18 protein-coding genes are annotated in these 17,417 nt (G+C 49.7%); 4 read left to right on the forward strand and 14 right to left on the reverse strand.

Annotation, left to right across the window (positions count from 1 at the left end; translation table 11 throughout):
- Nucleotides 1-246: 246 nt before the first annotated feature.
- The 3 genes from ABWV55_RS04315 to ABWV55_RS04325 are packed head-to-tail and all read right to left on the reverse strand — an operon-like array spanning nucleotide 247 to nucleotide 2,705.
- Complete coding sequence (locus tag ABWV55_RS04315) at nucleotides 247-1,110, reverse strand: type II CAAX endopeptidase family protein (protein ID WP_353292446.1); 864 nt, start codon at nucleotides 1,108-1,110, stop codon at nucleotides 247-249.
- Nucleotides 1,111-1,112: 2 nt separating this feature from the next.
- On the reverse strand, nucleotides 1,113-1,427 hold the full coding sequence (gene clpS / locus ABWV55_RS04320; RefSeq protein ID WP_353292571.1) for an ATP-dependent Clp protease adapter ClpS: 315 nt from the start codon (nucleotides 1,425-1,427) through the stop codon (nucleotides 1,113-1,115).
- A 51-nt stretch (nucleotides 1,428-1,478) separates the two neighbouring features.
- The gene (locus tag ABWV55_RS04325; protein WP_353292572.1) at nucleotides 1,479-2,705 is read right to left on the reverse strand and encodes an LL-diaminopimelate aminotransferase; all 1,227 of its coding nucleotides are present in this window, start codon (nucleotides 2,703-2,705) and stop codon (nucleotides 1,479-1,481) included.
- 83 nt (nucleotides 2,706-2,788) lie between these two features.
- On the opposite strand from ABWV55_RS04325, the gene ABWV55_RS04330 reads away from it, so the two are divergent.
- The 3 genes from ABWV55_RS04330 to ABWV55_RS04340 all read left to right on the forward strand — a co-directional run bounded on the left by ABWV55_RS04330 (nucleotide 2,789) and on the right by ABWV55_RS04340 (nucleotide 8,214).
- Nucleotides 2,789-5,410, forward strand: coding sequence for a TIGR03960 family B12-binding radical SAM protein (locus tag ABWV55_RS04330; protein WP_353292447.1), 2,622 nt, complete (start codon nucleotides 2,789-2,791; stop codon nucleotides 5,408-5,410).
- 253 nt (nucleotides 5,411-5,663) lie between these two features.
- A complete protein-coding gene (locus tag ABWV55_RS04335) occupies nucleotides 5,664-7,622 on the forward strand; it encodes an Rne/Rng family ribonuclease (protein WP_353292448.1) in 1,959 nt (652 codons plus the stop codon).
- Nucleotides 7,615-8,214, forward strand: coding sequence for a ribonuclease HII (locus tag ABWV55_RS04340; RefSeq protein WP_353292449.1), 600 nt, complete (start codon nucleotides 7,615-7,617; stop codon nucleotides 8,212-8,214). Before ABWV55_RS04335 ends, ABWV55_RS04340 begins: the two co-directional genes overlap by 8 nt.
- On the opposite strand, the gene ABWV55_RS04345 is transcribed toward ABWV55_RS04340, so the two are convergent.
- Nucleotides 8,203-8,736: a DUF1997 domain-containing protein gene (locus tag ABWV55_RS04345; protein WP_353292450.1), complete on the reverse strand. Its 534-nt coding sequence runs from the start codon at nucleotides 8,734-8,736 to the stop codon at nucleotides 8,203-8,205. The genes ABWV55_RS04340 and ABWV55_RS04345 overlap by 12 nt on opposite strands.
- Nucleotides 8,737-8,788: 52 nt before the next feature.
- On the opposite strand from ABWV55_RS04345, the gene pheA reads away from it, so the two are divergent.
- Nucleotides 8,789-9,637: a prephenate dehydratase gene (gene pheA / locus ABWV55_RS04350; protein WP_353292451.1), complete on the forward strand. Its 849-nt coding sequence runs from the start codon at nucleotides 8,789-8,791 to the stop codon at nucleotides 9,635-9,637.
- On the opposite strand, the gene ABWV55_RS04355 is transcribed toward pheA, so the two are convergent.
- The 10 genes from ABWV55_RS04355 to ABWV55_RS04400 form a co-directional block, all read right to left on the reverse strand.
- On the reverse strand, nucleotides 9,618-10,550 hold the full coding sequence (locus ABWV55_RS04355) for a methyltransferase domain-containing protein (RefSeq protein WP_353292452.1): 933 nt from the start codon (nucleotides 10,548-10,550) through the stop codon (nucleotides 9,618-9,620). The two genes, pheA and ABWV55_RS04355, sit on opposite strands and share 20 nt — an antisense overlap.
- Nucleotides 10,550-11,188 carry an LON peptidase substrate-binding domain-containing protein gene (locus ABWV55_RS04360; RefSeq protein ID WP_353292453.1) on the reverse strand — a complete coding sequence of 213 codons (639 nt, stop codon included), beginning with the start codon at nucleotides 11,186-11,188 and terminating at the stop codon, nucleotides 10,550-10,552. The genes ABWV55_RS04355 and ABWV55_RS04360 overlap by 1 nt, the downstream gene beginning before the upstream one ends.
- A gap of 56 nt (nucleotides 11,189-11,244) precedes the next feature.
- On the reverse strand, nucleotides 11,245-11,565 hold the full coding sequence (gene rpsJ / locus ABWV55_RS04365; RefSeq protein ID WP_353292454.1) for a 30S ribosomal protein S10: 321 nt from the start codon (nucleotides 11,563-11,565) through the stop codon (nucleotides 11,245-11,247).
- 134 nt (nucleotides 11,566-11,699) lie between these two features.
- Nucleotides 11,700-12,899 (reverse strand): elongation factor Tu, encoded by a 1,200-nt coding sequence (gene tuf, locus ABWV55_RS04370; RefSeq protein WP_353292455.1) that lies wholly within the window; start codon nucleotides 12,897-12,899, stop codon nucleotides 11,700-11,702.
- Nucleotides 12,900-12,942: 43 nt separating this feature from the next.
- Entirely contained in the window at nucleotides 12,943-15,018 is a 2,076-nt protein-coding gene (fusA, locus tag ABWV55_RS04375) for an elongation factor G (RefSeq protein WP_353292456.1), read from the reverse strand.
- 90 nt (nucleotides 15,019-15,108) lie between these two features.
- Nucleotides 15,109-15,579, reverse strand: coding sequence for a 30S ribosomal protein S7 (gene rpsG / locus ABWV55_RS04380; protein ID WP_353292457.1), 471 nt, complete (start codon nucleotides 15,577-15,579; stop codon nucleotides 15,109-15,111).
- Between the two features lie 66 nt (nucleotides 15,580-15,645).
- Entirely contained in the window at nucleotides 15,646-16,020 is a 375-nt protein-coding gene (gene rpsL / locus ABWV55_RS04385; protein ID WP_353292573.1) for a 30S ribosomal protein S12, read from the reverse strand.
- A gap of 76 nt (nucleotides 16,021-16,096) precedes the next feature.
- The gene (locus ABWV55_RS04390) at nucleotides 16,097-16,423 is read right to left on the reverse strand and encodes an AIR synthase (protein ID WP_353292458.1); all 327 of its coding nucleotides are present in this window, start codon (nucleotides 16,421-16,423) and stop codon (nucleotides 16,097-16,099) included.
- 500 nt (nucleotides 16,424-16,923) lie between these two features.
- Nucleotides 16,924-17,055 (reverse strand): hypothetical protein, encoded by a 132-nt coding sequence (locus tag ABWV55_RS04395; protein WP_353292459.1) that lies wholly within the window; start codon nucleotides 17,053-17,055, stop codon nucleotides 16,924-16,926.
- Between the two features lie 165 nt (nucleotides 17,056-17,220).
- The gene (locus ABWV55_RS04400; protein ID WP_353292460.1) at nucleotides 17,221-17,397 is read right to left on the reverse strand and encodes a hypothetical protein; all 177 of its coding nucleotides are present in this window, start codon (nucleotides 17,395-17,397) and stop codon (nucleotides 17,221-17,223) included.
- Nucleotides 17,398-17,417 lie beyond the last annotated feature (20 nt).

Raw genomic sequence — 17,417 nt, forward strand, 5'->3', positions numbered from 1 at the left:
GCCGCAAGATTTCTAGTAATGCAGTTCAGTTTCAGTCGATCGTTTCCTGCACAAATCTAATTGCGTTTGTAATCAAAACCGATTAGCTTTTATTTAGTGACTATTCTATGTCATTTCAGCTTGGGTTAAAGTACAAAAATCTAATTTTATCTTTTAGATATCTGAACTAACAATTTTTGCTCTTTCGCTCCTGTTCTTTATACAGCTCATTTTTTACAACGTTTAATCTGTTCTTTTAACAAGCTATCAGCTTTCGCTGTTACTTAGAGTGACATGGTTGATACTTCTCCATTGCCATAAGATAAGAAGAGAAAACGCTATGATCGCGACCGTGCCACTGAGCGGGTTTGTGTGGCTTTCCGAGGATCCAACAAGCCATATAGGGGCTCTGGGAGACAACGTCAAAAGGCCATTCTGCAAAAGGAACCAAGCGCCGACAAGGCCCCCATGTAGACCGATACATCCCCAGAGCGACCCGTTATCCAAGTACCGCTGCGCAGCTAGCGCTATCCCCAAAAAAAAGAGGCTAATCAACAGCTTGAGTGTTGACGTAGCGCCAAGGTTAAATCGTATATGCACAATGCTAAATACCAGAGCTTGGCTAATTAAAGCGCTTGAGGACCCCATAAAGCGCTTTAGCTCTTCCCATAGCCACGCACGGAAGATTAGTTCCTCCGCTAATCCTACTCCGAGACAGAGCATTAGGGCATTTATGCTTGTTGACACCTTCCATATCCCCAACCACGTTCCCCAACCACACAGCAATGCTGGAATCGTTACCACACTCAGCAGCACCAAGGCTATGAGCAATCCTCGCATCATGGCTCTGAGATGAGACGGTCGTCGATCGCTATAGCGTCTTCGTATCCCCAGGGTCATCCAGCAGTCTTTTTCTCCCCAACGCTGATCAACCCAACGCGGCATCAAAGCTAGGAACATAAAAAAGCTAAGCAGCGTACCCGTTAATGAGATGCTGCCGGAAGCCAAGCCAAAGGGGGCAAGTGCGATGGCTATGAGCCACCCCAGCCCGTAAAGAAGCGGAATTATGAAGAGTAAAGGTAAATAGCGCGGCTGAAGCAGTAGAAAGCTGTTTAGAAGCGCTAGCAACAAGTTTAATCCTCCGGTTCGATCGAACTCGTTAAACCCTTGGATTTCAGGGTTTCGCAGTAAAATTCGGCGGGCTCAATGTCACAAACGATAACCAGGCCTACTCCTGTGTTGTGCGCCTCCAGCATGATGGCCAGGGCGTCTTGTTCACTTAATTGAGGAACTACCTGACGCAAAGTGCCAACCACATACTCCATGCTATTCACTGGGTCATTGTGAAGTAACACCTTGTAACGAGGGGAGTGTTTGCGGGTTTGTTCAATTGCTCTATCCAGAACAGCAGCCCCCCCGGGACTGCGTTTGGGAGTCTCCACCGCCATGGATAAGGAGTTCACTTATTGAAATGTATAGGAAATCAAATCCCATTTCAGCTAAAGACATTTGATTCTTTCCATGGTCTCATTCACATTCTCACGACTGTTGAAGGCAGAGAGACGGAAATAACCTTCGCCTGCTGCACCGAATCCTATGCCTGGCGTTCCCACCACACTGATTGTGTTGAGTAAGTAGTCAAAAAATCCCCAGGAATCTATGCCATTAGGAGTTTTAATCCATACATACGGAGCGTGCTGGCCACCATAGAATTCAAAGCCGGAAACACTTAATCCATGGCGGATTATGGCGGCGTTTTTCATATAAAAGCTAACCAGAGCCTTCACTTCAGCTTGGCCGGCTGCGGAATAGACCGCTTCAGCTCCACGTTGAACAATGTAGCTAACACCATTTGATTTGGTGCTTTGACGTCGGTTCCATAAACTCCAGAGTTCTATCTGCTCTCCCTGGCCACAGGTTCCTGTGAGTCCCTTGGGAATAACAGTTAAAGCACAGCGGGTTCCAGTAAATCCAGCATTTTTAGAAAAGGATCGGAATTCGATCGCGCACTCCCGAGCACCTTCGACCTCGAAGATCGAATGAGGTAAATCAGGGTCTTGAATAAAAGCCTCATAAGCGGCATCGAACAAAATCAAAGCGTTATTACCTCGCGCATATTCCACCCACGTTTTGAGTTGTGCTTTGGTAGCCACAGCCCCAGTAGGATTGTTTGGAAAGCAGAGATAAATCAGGTCTACTGGTTCACTGGGAATCTCCGCCGCAAAATCGTTATCGGCACTGATCGGCAGGTAGGTGAGCCCAGCGTACCGACCTTCAGAGTCAGCTTTGCCGGTTTGGCCGGCCATTACGTTACTATCGACGTACACTGGATATACCGGATCAGTTACTGCAACTCGGTTACCTGCTCCAAAGATATCGAGGATATTGCTGCTGTCACACTTAGAGCCATCGGATATGAAAATCTCTTCCGCATTCACGTCACAGCCGCGGGACTGGAAGTCGTGTTCAGCGATCGCTTTGCGTAGCCACTCATACCCCTGCTCTGGTCCATAACCGCGGAAACCCTCTGCTGTACCCATATCGTCAATGGCATTTTTCATTGCTTCACGGCAGGCCGGAGGCAGTGGCTCCGTGACGTCACCAATGCCAAGTCTGATCAAAGCGGCATCGGGGTTGGCGAAACGGAATGCTTTGACTCGTCGATTGATCTCTGGAAATAGATAACCCGCTTTGAGTTTTAGATAATTATCGTTGATTTTCACCACGGAGTCGTAGGCGGTCTCTAGTAAGTACATACTGCCCTGTCAGCAGCTCTACTAGGATCTATTGACAAGCCGAGTCACGTTCTGTGGTCGTATCTGCTGTGGATCAGCCGGTCGATTTTTATGCTCTAGTCGGTCAAGGCATCAAAAAACCAGGCCGGTACATGGGGTGTGAGTTAGGGGTTGTTCCACGAAATTGGAACAGTGCTTCCGTGCGTTGGGCTCTTACATACCCAGAAATTTACGAAGTCGGTTCTAGTAATTTGGGGCATGTCATTCTTTATTCGATTCTTAATGCTGTTCCTGGGCAATTATGCGATCGTGCCTATTTGCCAGCAGCGGATTTGATAGATCGCTTGCGAAAGCGAAAGCAGCCATTATTCGCGGTGGAAAGTCGACTTCCATTGCTAGCGTTCGACATTCTTGGTTTTAGCTTGAGTTATGAGCTTGGTGTGACCAACATCCTTGAAATGTTGGACCTTAGTCAGGTTCCGATTCGTGCATCAAACCGCGGTGATTTGCCGTTGAATGATCCGGCTTCGATCCCGTTGGTTTTTGCAGGTGGTCCAACCGCCACGAGTAACCCTGAGCCTTATGCCCTGTTTTTTGATTTTATAGCCTTAGGAGATGGTGAAGAGCTCTTACCAGAAATCGGTTTGGTAGTTGCTCAAGCCAAAGCCAAAGGCTGGCGCCGCTCTCAACTGCTGAGAGATCTAGCCCAGGTTCCCGGGGTGTACATTCCGTCACTTTACGGCCCTGGAGCCGACGGCGTTTCACTTCAGCCACTGTATTCTGAACTGCCAAGGCGAGTGCTGCGCCGAGTGGCGACTCCCATACCTCATTACGCTACGGGGCTTGTTCCGTATGTGGAAACGGTGCATGACCGCCTCACCGTGGAGATTAGGCGAGGCTGTACCCGCGGTTGCCGTTTTTGTCAGCCCGGCATGCTAACTCGCCCAGCTCGGGATGTAGAGCCTGAGGCTGTCATCGAAGCAGTGGAAGCTGGTATTAAGCAAACCGGTTACAGCGATTTTTCATTGCTTTCACTGAGTTGTAGTGATTATCTTGCTCTGCCTGCTGTTGGTGTCGAATTACGCAATCGCCTGATTGACCAAAACATTAGCTTGCAACTGCCCAGTCAGCGTGTAGATCGTTTCGATCACAACATTGCTCATATTCTTGGTGGGGCTAGACGGTCCGGTCTCACCTTCGCTCCAGAGGCAGGAACCCAGCGCTTACGAGATATCGTCAATAAAGGGTTGACTGATGATGACCTCTTGAAGGGTATCCGTATTGCTATGCAGAACGGTTACCGAAAAATAAAGCTGTATTTCATGATTGGGTTGCCGGGAGAAACGGACTCTGATGTTCTTGGGATTGCTAAAACTTGCGCGATGCTGCAGCAGAGTTGCCGGGATTTGGGACGGCTCAATCTAAATGTAACTGTTAGCAACTTCACGCCAAAACCGCACACACCATTTCAATGGCATAGCGTATCGAGCGATGAGTTTCGACGGCGCCAAAAGCTTCTACGTCTAGCTTTCAAGCATCTACGCGGACTGAAGGTCAACTTCACAGATGTGCGCCTCTCTGCAATGGAGGATTTCGTTGGCCGAGGCGACCGTCGGCTAGCTCCAGTTATTGAGGCTGCTTGGCGCGCCGGGGCTGGAATGGATTCCTGGTTTGAAGCGCTCGATCGCGCCTACACTGCTTGGACGAGCGCGATCGCTGACGCCGGGTTGAATGGAAAATATCGAGAGTTGGAAGTTGGAAGTTGGAGTGCAGTCAATGCATTAGATCAAGAGGATCTCGAGGCTTTTTGTCGTCAGCCCCTACCCTGGGACCATATCGATACCGGTGTCGATAAGACATGGCTTTTGGAAGATTTGCGCCGGGCTTTGACTGCAACCATTGTTCCTGATTGTTCTTTTGAAGGTTGCAGCAGTTGCGGAGTTTGTGGATCCGAATTTGGTCACAATGTGGTGGTGTCCCCTCCTGAGGTTCCGAGGCAGGTCCCGAGGCAAGCTCCACTTAATAGTCGGATCTGTCGTTTGCGGATTCAGTTCACTAAAACAGGCCCGATGGCGCTGCTGAGCCACCTTGATCTTATACGTACGCTAGAGCGAATCCTGAGACGTAGCGGCCTCCCTATCAGTTTTACCGGTGGTTTTCATCCTTTACCCAGAATCCAAATCGCCCTGGCTCTTCCATTAGGAGTCGAAGCTGGTGGTGAATGGATGGATTTAGAATTTACGGAATCCCTTGCACCTGCTCAACTGAAGGAACGTTTGCGACCACTGCTGCCAGAAGGTCTCTCTCTATTATCTGTGCTTGAGGTGCCCATCAGTGGTCCGAGTCTGTCACAGCAAGTCCGTGCATCTGTTTGGAGTTTTGATTTAACACTGAAAAGCGGAATGACTATAAATTGGTCCATAGCAATCGCTACTCTTTTGGCAGCGGATAAGCTTATTTGGCACGACACAGATAAGAAAGGTAGGTCTCGGCAGAGAGATTGTCGGCCGGCCTTACGCAGGTTAGACATTTTGTCTAATCCAGAAGGACCTCGGTTGCGTTTGCGCCTAGAAGCAAAAGTAGATGGGATGGGAAGAAGTCTCCGACCGTCGCAAATTCAACACTGGCTGGAGGAACAGCTGCGCACCCCTCTCGTCATTCACGCCTTGTGTAGGGATCGTTTGGAACTTGCTTAGTGTTATGGTGACCGGGGATAGGCGACGCACAATCTGCGTTTGCTTGTTTCGGTCTTGTTTGACCTAGTTGGATGTTGAGACCCGGCACTTGCGTCGCGGTTTGATTAGGACTCCAGGCTTGTTTTCACAAGAGTTTCGGCTCTAGGTCGCTTCGGTCTTTTAAGACCTCTAAATTCACCAAACACCCCGATGCAGTACACCTGTAGGCGTCTGATCGGATTAAGGTCTCGCATGGGCTCAAGCCTGTTCTTTTATGCCCCAGCAAATTGTCATCGCGGAACAGCTGCGCATCGCGGCTGTACTCTCCGGTGAGCGAGTAGATGAACTGATCGTTGCTCAAGGTCGATATCAGATTGGTGACGTCTATTTAGGCACAGTTGAAAATGTGCTCCCTGGTATAGACGCTGCTTTCGTTAATATCGGAGAAAGTGAAAAAAACGGTTTTATTCATGTTACGGATCTTGGTCCCCTTCGTCTAAAAAAAGGTTCTGCTGGTATCACGGAATTGCTTGAGCCTTGCCAAAAGGTTTTAGTGCAAGTGATGAAAGAGCCTACAGGTACGAAGGGGCCGCGACTTACTGGGAATTTGGCTCTTCCTGGCCGGTATCTGGTTCTTCAACCTCACGGCCTTGGGGTGAATATTTCACGTCGTATTAATTCTGAAGCGGAGCGCAACAGACTAAGAGCCTTAGGTGTTCTGGTAAAACCACCAGGTGCTGGACTTCTGATTCGTACCGAAGCGGATGGAATTAGTGAAGAGTTACTAATTGATGACCTTGAGGCCCTCTTACGTCAGTGGGACGCAATCCAACAGGCGGCGGAAACTGCAGCCCCTCCTGTCTTATTAAATCGTGATGAAGATTTTATTCATCGTATCCTTCGCGATCATATGGGTCCAGATCTTATTCGTGTCGTAGTTGATGATCCGGCATCTGTCTCCAGAGTCAGCAGTTTCCTTGGATCTGAGGTTAGCAACGTTTTAGTTGAAGCTCACGACGAGTTCACCGAACTGCTCGAGCATTACAAGATTAATGCAGCTATTCGGGATGCATTGAAACCGAGGGTTGATCTTCCTTCGGGCGGCTATGTGATCATTGAACCTACGGAAGCGCTCACGGTCATTGACGTAAACTCTGGCTCATTTACGCGGTCAGCGAATGCACGGGAAACAGTACTCTGGACTAACTGTGAGGCAGCGATTGAAATCGCGAGGCAACTGAAACTTCGCAATATTGGGGGAGTAATCATCATTGACTTCATTGATATGGACTCCCGTCGTGATCAGCTTCAGTTATTGGAGTATTTCACAACGGCAACTCGAAGTGACTCTGCCCGTCCACAAATTGCGCAACTCAGTGAGCTGGGCCTGGTGGAGCTCACCCGGAAGCGTCAAGGACAGAACATTTATGAATTGTTTGGTCGTGTCTGTCCAAGTTGTGGCGGTCTTGGTCATGTGGCAGTTTTACCGGGAAAAGATCTGCTCCAACCTTTAGCGACGGCGACTGGTTTAGTTCGTTCGGTAGCTTTTACCAGGGCTGAGGCAATCTCTTCAGGAGAGACTGCGGCTAGCAGCAGTCGTCGTCGACGCAGTAGCCATGGCCGAACCACTGCAGATGGTGGTGGCGCACTATCAGCTGAAGCCGCCGTGATCAATTCTGAGGTATCAGAAGAGTCAACGGATAGCACTCAAGAGCCTGTTCTAGTTCGCCGTCAAGAGCCAAAGCTAGTCCTTGTTCCAATGACGGAGGAACAACAAAAGGTGTATAGCTGGCTTGGGCTTAATCCAACCTTGCTTTTAGAGGAACCACCTGAATTGGAGGAGATTCTAGTGCTCGCTGTTCTTCCTGGTGAGGATGAGCAAGAGATTCTTGAAGAGGCACGTCAGCAACTAGCACTTAGTGCTGGACGGCGCCGCCGACGCGGTAATCGTGGTGGAACAGGTAATCGAACTGGCACACGTGTCGGCATAACTTTGTCAGAAGCCATGCCTGCTCAGTTAGCTACTACATTAGGCGCCATCGATCAGAGAAACGATTCTGCTTCATTAATGGTAGACGGTATCTCATCGGAAAGTGTTGCCGCAGTGGAGGTTACTTCAGATCCAGGGCCCACCGCTCTATTCGAACCAACTCAATCAGAGGATGAGGTTGAAGAGTCGCGCCGCCGGCGCCGGCGCTCCTCTGCGCCAACATCTAGCGAAGTAAGTGACTAAATTGCAGAGAGTTTCTAACAGTCTTTTGATAGCAGGGATCGACGAAGTCGGTCGCGGTTGCTTGTTCGGCCCAGTGTTTGCTGCTGTTGTAGTGCTAGACAAGCTAGCGGAGCAACAGCTCTGGCAAGCTGGCCTTAACGACAGCAAAAAACTGTCCGCTAAGCAACGCTCAGAACTCGTACCGGTCATTCGACAAGAGAGCAAAGCGTGGGGACTTGGACAAGCCTCTGCTGGTGAAATCGATGTCCTGGGAATCAGAGGTGCTACAGAACAAGCAATGCTTAGGGCTCTTCAAAAGCTACCACAATCCCCAAATCTTGTTCTCGTTGATGGTAAACTCCGCCTCCGCCTCTGGAATGGTCCACAACAGGTGCTAGTAGCTGGAGATAGTTACTCAGCCGCTATAGCTGCTGCCAGCGTGCTGGCGAAAGAGGTTCGTGATGCTCTGATTCGTCGTTTGGCTTTGCGGTTTCCAGGGTATAGCTTGGAACGAAATGTGGGGTATGGAACAGCATTGCACCGAAAAGCGCTGCTGGATCTAGGTCCCACCTCCTTGCATCGAAATAGTTTTCTCAGACGTTTATTGGCTTGATGGTTCGAATTTGAGTGTTGTACACCAGTGGTTAAAGTCGTTGATGAGTTGCTTGCCAACTCGTGATTTTATCCCGATCAAGATCCCATTAAGAATCGATTCACCTGTGGATTCCAGAACATAGCGGGGGATTAAACGTAGCAGCTGAGGCTGGCTAACTCTTACCGCAAGGTGAGCATGCCCATTTAGCCCTCGGTGATCACTTGTAAGACGTGACTCCAAGGATAACTGAAAGTCATCTACACCACTAAGTCCCTCAAGTTCGCAATCCACTGCCTTCATCACAAGAGTGTTGGCTTTGGTTTCAATTTCGAGGGATACAACAGGTTTCACTTGCAATTGAAATACCTGCAAGCTGGTGACGAGGTAGCGGTAATGCCCCAGTTTGGTTCTTCTTAATTGGCGCGTATCCAGCAGTGCTCTCAACACACGTTCCTCTTGTTGCAGGTAGTCGGGCAGTAGTTCTGCATTGCATTGAACGGGAAGGTCCATCTTCTGACTAGCTTCGAAGGCCAGAGGCATACCATCACCCAACGCGGCATGATCCTATCCAGTCCATACGGCCCGACTTTTCATGCTCATACGTCTCGCTTACCTCGGTCCCACAGGGACTTATGGAGAGCAAGCTGCCCGAGCTTTGGTGGAATTGGAGGCGATGGGTGACGTCGAATTAGTCCCTTGTGCTGGCTTGCATGCGGTTGTTGAAAAGTTGACGAGAACGCAATGTGATGCAGCCGTGGTGCCCATTGAGAATTCTGTTGAGGGTGGCGTGACTGCCACGTTGGATGCATTATGGTCCCATCGCGATCTCTGCATTAGTCGCGCTTTGGTGATTCCCATTCGTCATGCTCTACTAAGTCAGGGAAATGTATCAAATATCACCGAAGTGCTATCCCATCCTCAGGCGTTAGCCCAGTGCAGTGGCTGGTTGGCGACCCATTTGCCGCGAGCGTTGCAGCTTCCCACATCGTCAACGGCCGAAGCTGCACAAATGGTGGTGGGCAGTCATTTTCGAGCGGCAATTGCTTCACAAGCTGCAGGGATTGAGAATGGCTTAAAAGAACTAGCATTTCCCGTAAACGATGTGGCCGGTAATTGCACACGCTTCCTGCTATTGAGGCGTAATGATCGTCAAAATAAAGGAGCTTTAGCGAGCTTGGCTTTTTCGCTTCATCAAAATGTTCCAGGCGCTTTAGTAGAAATCTTAACCTGTATAGCGAAAGGAGGCCTCAATATGAGCCGAATTGAGTCACGTCCTTCTAAGCGGGCGCTTGGCGAGTATGTATTTTTTGTGGATGTTGATCTACCTAGTGACCGGATTGAAGCTCTGCCTGAGCTGGTCAAACAGCTCGAGCCACTCTGCAAGCACTTAGTTCACTTTGGGGCTTATCCCAGCACGGAATTCATTGGCGATCAAACTTAAAAACTCCGAACTGCATCAAGCCTGTAGCGAAGGCCCAGTGCATCAAGAGAAGTGTTGGGGTTTCCCTTAACCCCTGAATTACAGCTTTAGGACCAATATCAAGAATTGCGCCAGGACGCCGTAGACCTTCTACAATGGAATCTATCCAAGATGGAAGGGTTGCTCTACTCCAGTCATCGGTACGGAGACCTCCCTGGGCATAGTGGCTATTTTCCAGATTGTGCCGGAAGCTAGCGATGCTGGCAAATTCTGGATGGGACCATTGATTGAGTAGTTGACGCATCACAATACGCTCTATTTTACTCATGGCGCCATCCGATGGATCACGGCGATTCCAGTCCGCTACTGCAAGCAGACCCCCAGGTTTTAAGACTCTTAAGAGTTCATCTGCGTATCGCTGCTTATTTGGCATATGGGGACCTGCTTCCACGCTCCAAACGGCGTCGAAGCTTTGATCTGGCAACCGTAGGCTGAGTGCATCCATCACATGGAAGCAACAATTTAAATCATGGGGTGTTAGCTCTATGGCTCGAGTAACTTGAGCAGGACTGATACTGATACCAACAACGTTAAAATTGTAGTCACGAGCTAGGATGCGAGCACTGCCACCAATGCCGCATCCTACATCCAGAACCTTGGATCCAGTGGGGAGCTGATTGAGACCACTCCACTGCACTAGTTCATGGACGAAAGACACTTTCGCCTCACGGAAGTCGCTGTACCTTGGCGGATTTCCGTAATGACCCAGGTGCACGTGATCTCCCCAAAGGCGTTCTAGAAGACGGTCATTAGTCCAGGCATCGTAAGCAGCAGCAACACTTTCAGATGATTGATAACGACGATCACCTTGGATCCATAACAAAAACGTAAAAGTTACAGCGATACCGGTTAGCAAAAACAGAAAAATCAGCATTATTTCAGATCCATCAGAACAGTGCGAGCAGCCAATTGTCGGCGCGTGTGATCCAACATTTCAAATTGCCGATAAAGTCGATCATGGGTGTCGGTGAGTTCAAGAAGAGTCTGCTGCTCAGCAGCGGCGCGATTGTCCAAATGGGCACCAATCCAGAAGGAGAGTTCTCGGGGTAGATCTGGCAGATCTGCTGGAAGTTCGACATGGCGACCTTGTAGTTTCGCTGTAAGCGCTACTACATCTTTTAAGGCCCCGCTTACTTGATCTTTTAATCCCATTAACCTTTCTTGGTTTATCACCGGCTCATCTTCAATCCAACTAACCATCGCCATTCGGTAAGGCGTTTCCCGCGTGGTATTGAGAAGTCGAAAGCGCTGCTGTCCGATGGTCACTATGTAACTGCGACCATCGTCACTGGTCTGATGTTGCAGCACTTCGGCACAGCACCCCACGTCAGCTGTATAACCAGTTTCAGGGTCAACTCGGATAACGCCGAAACGCCTATCAGCCTCCAACACGGACCGGAGCAACATTCGGTAGCGTGATTCGAAAATATGGAGTGGTAAGAGTTGTTGCGGGAATAACACAACGTCCGGCAACGGGAACAGAGGAAGTTCCCTAACGGAATAATCGGACACGGACGCCGTGTTGAAGGTTTCCTGATCTTAGGAAAAGACTGTTCCGATCGATGGGATCAGAGCTTCACCTCGATGTCAACACCACTAGGGAGATCAAGTTTCATTAGAGCATCGATGGTTTTTGTTGACGGGCTATATATGTCAATTATTCGACAGTGGGTTCTAGTCTCAAAGTGCTCTCGAGAATCTTTGTCTACATGGGGAGAGCGAAGAACGCAGTAGATTTTACGCTTTGTGGGGAGGGGGATCGGCCCAATGGCAGATGCAGCCGTGGTATCAGCCGTTTCGATAATTTTGTCGCAAGACAAATCGAGCATTCGACGGTCAAACGCTTTCAATCGAATACGGATTTTCTGCTGAGCGATTGCAGTAGACATAGGAGAACTGGAAATGGTGATAAGGGCCAGTAGGAGGCCTGCATGCGATTGTCAAAGTTCAAACCCAACCTAGGCGATGGGAGACTGAAGCCTCACCATCGCCGTCCTCATATGAAGGTGAAAACAGTTGCTAATTACTCGATTATCTTGGAGACCACGCCGGCACCAATAGTGCGACCACCTTCACGAATAGCGAAGCGCATGCCCATTTCCATGGCCACAGGGCAGATTAGTTCACCGGTCATTTGGATGTTGTCACCAGGCATCACCATTTCCACGTTAGAGCCGTCTTCGGAAGTAAAGGCGGTGATTTGGCCGGTAACATCCGTCGTGCGAATGTAAAACTGCGGCCGGTAGCCAGCAAAAAAGGGAGTATGACGGCCGCCTTCTTCCTTCTTTAAAACATATACTTGACCTTCGAATTTGGTGTGAGGTGTGATGGAGCCAGGCTTCACTAGCACCATGCCACGTTCAATATCTTCTTTCTGCATGCCACGCAGCAGCAAACCGACGTTGTCTCCTGCCATCCCTTCGTCGAGCAATTTGCGGAACATCTCTACGCCGGTAACTGTGGTTTTACGAGGCTTGCGGATTCCCACAACTTCGACTTCCTCACCAACCTTGACAACGCCACGTTCGATCCGCCCGGTAGCTACGGTGCCACGGCCAGTGATAGAGAAAACATCTTCAACAGCCATCAAAAATGGCTTGTCAATTTCACGCTCAGGTTCAGGGATATTAGAATCAACAGCAGCCATCAACTCTTCAATCTTGGCTTCCCATTCAGCTTCTCCTTCAATTGCTTTCAGACCTGAGACTTGAACAACTGGAATGTCGTCGCCAGGGAAATCGTAGCTAGACAACAGCTCACGAATCTCCATTTCTACCAATTCGATAATCTCTTCGTCATCAACCACATCGCATTTATTTAGTGCAACAACAAGAGCAGGAACGCCAACCTGCTTGGCCAGAAGGATATGCTCTTTGGTTTGTGCCATAGGGCCGTCCGTAGCGGAGCAAACTAGGATTGCACCATCCATTTGGGCAGCGCCAGTGATCATATTTTTCACATAATCAGCGTGACCAGGGCAGTCCACGTGAGCGTAGTGACGGCTATCTGTCTCATATTCAACGTGTGCGGTATTGATGGTGATACCGCGCTCACGCTCCTCTGGAGCACCATCAATATCTGTGTAATTCTGAACTTGAGCCTGCCCTTTTTTAGCGAGCACATTGGTTATTGCTGCTGTAAGGGTGGTTTTACCGTGGTCAACATGGCCGATGGTGCCGATGTTAACATGGGGCTTGTTCCTTTCGAACTTCTCGCGTGCCATTTGATTTTAAAGAATCAAGGGTGAGATTAGGGGAGTGTAGAGATCAGGAATTGCCCTGATTCTTAGAGATGACGGCTTCGGCCACATTGCGAGGAACATCCTCATAGTGGCTGAATTCCATCGAGAAAATACCCCGACCCTGAGTCATGGATCGGAGTTCGGTGGCATAGCCGAACATTTCAGCTAGAGGAACCTTGGAAGAGACTTTTGAAGTGCCATCATCAATAGCCTGACCTTCAACCTGTCCTCGACGGGAAGATAGGTCTCCTATGATCGACCCGAGAAAGTCCTCGGGGACTTCGACCTCGACCTTCATCATTGGCTCAAGCAGCACTGGATTGCATTTCTTGACCGCGTCTTTAAAGGCCATAGAAGCTGCGATTTTAAAAGCCATTTCCGATGAGTCCACATCGTGATATGACCCATCGACCATGCTGACTTTCACATCAATGAGAGGGAAACCTGCGATAACACCGGACTCGCAGGTTTCTTTCATGCCTTGCTCTGAGGGCTTGATAAACTCTTTTGGAACAACGCCGCCAACAATTTTATTCACAAACACGAAGCCGGATTCAGGCTCACCTGGCTCCATCTCAATTACGACGTGACCGTATTGGCCCTTGCCTCCAGTCTGTCGGGAGAATTTTCCTTCACCCTTTGAGGAACCGCGAATCGTCTCACGGTACGAGACTTGTGGGGCACCGATGTTGGCTTCAACTTTAAATTCGCGCAACATCCTGTCCACCAGGATTTCAAGATGAAGCTCACCCATGCCAGCAATCACGGTCTGGCCTGTTTCATTATCTGTATGGACACGAAACGTGGGGTCCTCTTCCGCAAGCGAAATCAAGGCCTTGGACAGTTTCTCCATATCACCCTTGGTTTTAGGCTCAACTGCCACCGAGATCACTGGTTCAGGCACGAAGAGTGTCTCAAGAACAATGGGGTCATTGGTGGCGCATAGAGTGTCACCGGTTGTGGTGCTTTTTAGGCCAAGCACGGCACCTAGATCGCCAGCCTGGAGTTGATCAACCTCTTCGCGATCGTCTGCTTTCAACACCACCAAGCGGGAGATGCGCTCCTTCACTCCTTTGGTGGAGTTCAATACATAGCTGCCCTTTTCTAGAAGACCGGAATACATTCTAATGAATGTGAGCTTGCCGTAAGGATCAGTCATGACTTTGAAAGCCAGGGCGCTGAAAGGCGCTTTATCGTCAGAAGAGCGAACAGCTTCGCTGCGATCAGGAAGGACACCCTGAATAGGAGGAACGTCAATAGGCGCAGGGAGGTAATCAACAACAGCGTCAAGTACTAGCTGAACACCTTTGTTTTTGAACGCAGAGCCGCAAAGTAATGGTACGAAACCATGCTTTAAAACGCCTGCTCGAATACCTTGCTTGAGATCGTTACTAGAGAGCTCGCCGGTTTCAAGGAACTGCTCTATGAGAGCTTCGTCAGTTTCGGCTACTGCCTCCATCAGAACGGCTCGCCATCTTTCGACCTGATCCTTCATACCAGTGGGGACATCGGTGACTTCGATGTCCTGACCAAGATCGTCTTTGTAGATATGTGCCTTGTTCTCGACGAGATCGATAATGCCGCTCAGTTCGCCTTCGGCACCGATCGGAAGTTGAATGGGGACGGCATTGGCTTTGAGTCGATCCCTAATTTGACCATGAACCTTAAGGAAGTCGGCACCCGTGCGATCCATCTTGTTCACGAACACCATCCGAGGGACGGAATAGCGGTCAGCTTGCCTCCAGACCGTTTCCGATTGGGGCTGGACACCACCAACGGCACAGAATACGGCAATTACACCATCAAGAACGCGCATAGAACGTTCAACCTCAATGGTGAAATCGACGTGCCCAGGCGTGTCGATGATATTGACGCGATGGTCCTTCCAGCTTGTGGAAATAGCCGCGGCAGTAATGGTGATACCTCGTTCTCGCTCTTGGGCCATCCAGTCAGTCACCGCGGCGCCATCATGCACCTCGCCGATTTTGTGAACCACACCTGAGTAAAACAGAATTCGTTCCGTCGTAGTGGTCTTACCCGCATCAATATGAGCGGCGATACCAATGTTTCTGACGCGTTCCAGGGGAAAGGCGCGGGCCACAGGAATACTCCGGGGGTGAAGCGTGAAAAGGCGGGAGCGACTCTACAAGTCAGGCATGAACAATCGTTTATCTCGTCTAGTAGATAGGGCCTAGTAACGGTAGTGAGCGAAAGCTTTGTTGGCTTCAGCCATTTTATGGGTTTCTTCGCGCTTACGAACAGCATTGCCAACCTCGTTTGCTGCATCCATCAGTTCGCCAGCAAGCTTTTGAGCCATGCTGCGGCCATTACGAGCACGTGAAAAACTTACGAGCCAGCGGAGAGCCATGGCAGTACCACGCTCTTGGCGCACTTCCATGGGTACTTGATAAGTGGCGCCGCCAACACGACGAGCGCGAACTTCAACCAAAGGGGTGGTCTTTTTGACTGCTGTCTCGAATAATTCCAAAGGATCGCCACCGGTTCGCTCGTTGATTAAACTGAAGGCATCAGAAAGGATGCGTTGAGCAGTTGATTTCTTGCCGTGCCGAATTAATCGGGCGACCATCATTGTGGCGAGTCGACTGTTGAACTGCGGATCAGGAAGGATTGGGCGCTTTTCAGCAGCGTTGCGACGTGACATAAAAGGGAGATCCTAAAGTGAGAACATTGTGGTCGTGAGAAAATAAAACTTCGGGGTGATCATAGATTATTCCTTAGGAGACTTGGCACCATATTTAGAGCGAGATTGTCGCCGATCTTTCACTCCGGCCGTGTCAAGGCTACCGCGAATGATGTGGTAACGCACACCTGGCAAGTCCTTAACACGTCCTCCCCTAATCAGCACAACAGAATGCTCTTGAAGGTTGTGTCCGATGCCGCCGATGTAAGCAGTCACTTCAAAACCAGAAGTGAGCCGCACACGAGCAACCTTGCGAAGTGCCGAGTTTGGTTTTTTCGGGGTAGAGGTGTAGACACGAGTGCACACTCCCCGCCGCTCGGGGCAAGCCTTCAAAGCCGGTGACTTTGTTTTGACTTTGAGACGTGAACGCTCTGTGCGGATTAGCTGTTGAATAGTTGGCATCGAGAGTCGATGTACGGTCGGACACCCCGACCTGATTTTCGATAATCCAACAGGATACCGGGCGGCAGCACAATCGTCATTGGCGACTAAATGCTCCTCCGCAAGCGCAGGGTTCAACTCCCTCAGAAGTGCGGATTAAAAAACCACCACCGCTAAGGTCGCCCCGATAATCAAGGCATAGGTTTTTGAGGATGACTTGCTGTTCTTTTGGTGCATACAAGGTGACACCGTTGGATCGCGCAATCGCGATCCCAGCAAGACGACCGGGTTGGATTCGGATAATGTGCTGGGCGCACTCCCCTGGAATAACATCTAGGTGCATTAGTCCTGGAGTACCAGCTACTGCAGCCTGGCGCCCTAGTTCGGCAGATGCTGCTGCCGTTAAACGCAGATTGACAGCCATTCTCAGTGAGACAAGCAGTCACTACTCTCGCAAGTGTCTACGATCCAAAAAGGCTTAGAGTCGTTGTGAATATTTAAAATTTGCTGCTTTCCTTGGTCACAATGCTGATTTGCCATCAACAGGATCGCAGAACTGCTATGGCCCATGTCCATTGCATCTCGGAAGCTGAGTTACTCGGCCGTTGAAGCCGTTTCAAGCGGTCCTCCACCGCTACAGTTAGAGTCCATGAAGTTATCTCGGCACTTTAGCGGACCTAGTTGCTCTAAAACAAAACCCAGGTTTCACATGGCTACCTAAGTTGACTTCGTTAAACTGTTCAACAGCCTACAAGTGTAGTTCAAGCGGTTTGGCTTCGAAGTTAGTTATCATGCCCCTCATGTAATCAGCCTTTGCACGCGCCATTAGTTCAAAGCACCACATCTCGATACTGTCGAGAAACGATTGCTACGGTTTGGCCAGACTCAGGTTGTGTAAGTGATAGGTGGCTTAGCTGTAAAACCTCAACAGCTTTCCCTGTTTGACGGAACTTGTTTTAAGTTATCCGCAGAGGTTGGCGCCACCTGAAGGAAGGCATCGGCATCAGTCAGTCTGATGACCCCCTCACGTTTGATTTCATTGTTGAGGGGGGACACACAATCAAACTTCACAAGGCTACAGCCTATTTAGAGCATTTTCAGTTCATTACTACCAAGCACTAAAGTATGCTCAGGCTTTACGGCTAAATGCCTCCAAAAGTTCAAGAGACACCTAGATGTTGAATTTGGTTGATCTCAACCGTTTACAGTCTTTAAGTCGTGTCAATTGTTCGCACCTACCGATTGCGACCAAATGCTAGCTGTCTCTTTTGCCAGGCTTGCTAAGCGCATTTGCAAAGGGGCCTGGGCAGCAGTGTATATAAAGCATTGCTGTTGCTGGGCGCGGTGTGCCGTCTGCCTAGGATCGCCAAACGTGTTGGTTTCTGCAGGAGAAGTCACTGCAGTCCATGCATTTCGTC

The organism is Synechococcus sp. M16CYN (assembly GCF_040371545.1).
Taxonomy (GTDB): domain Bacteria; phylum Cyanobacteriota; class Cyanobacteriia; order PCC-6307; family Cyanobiaceae; genus Parasynechococcus.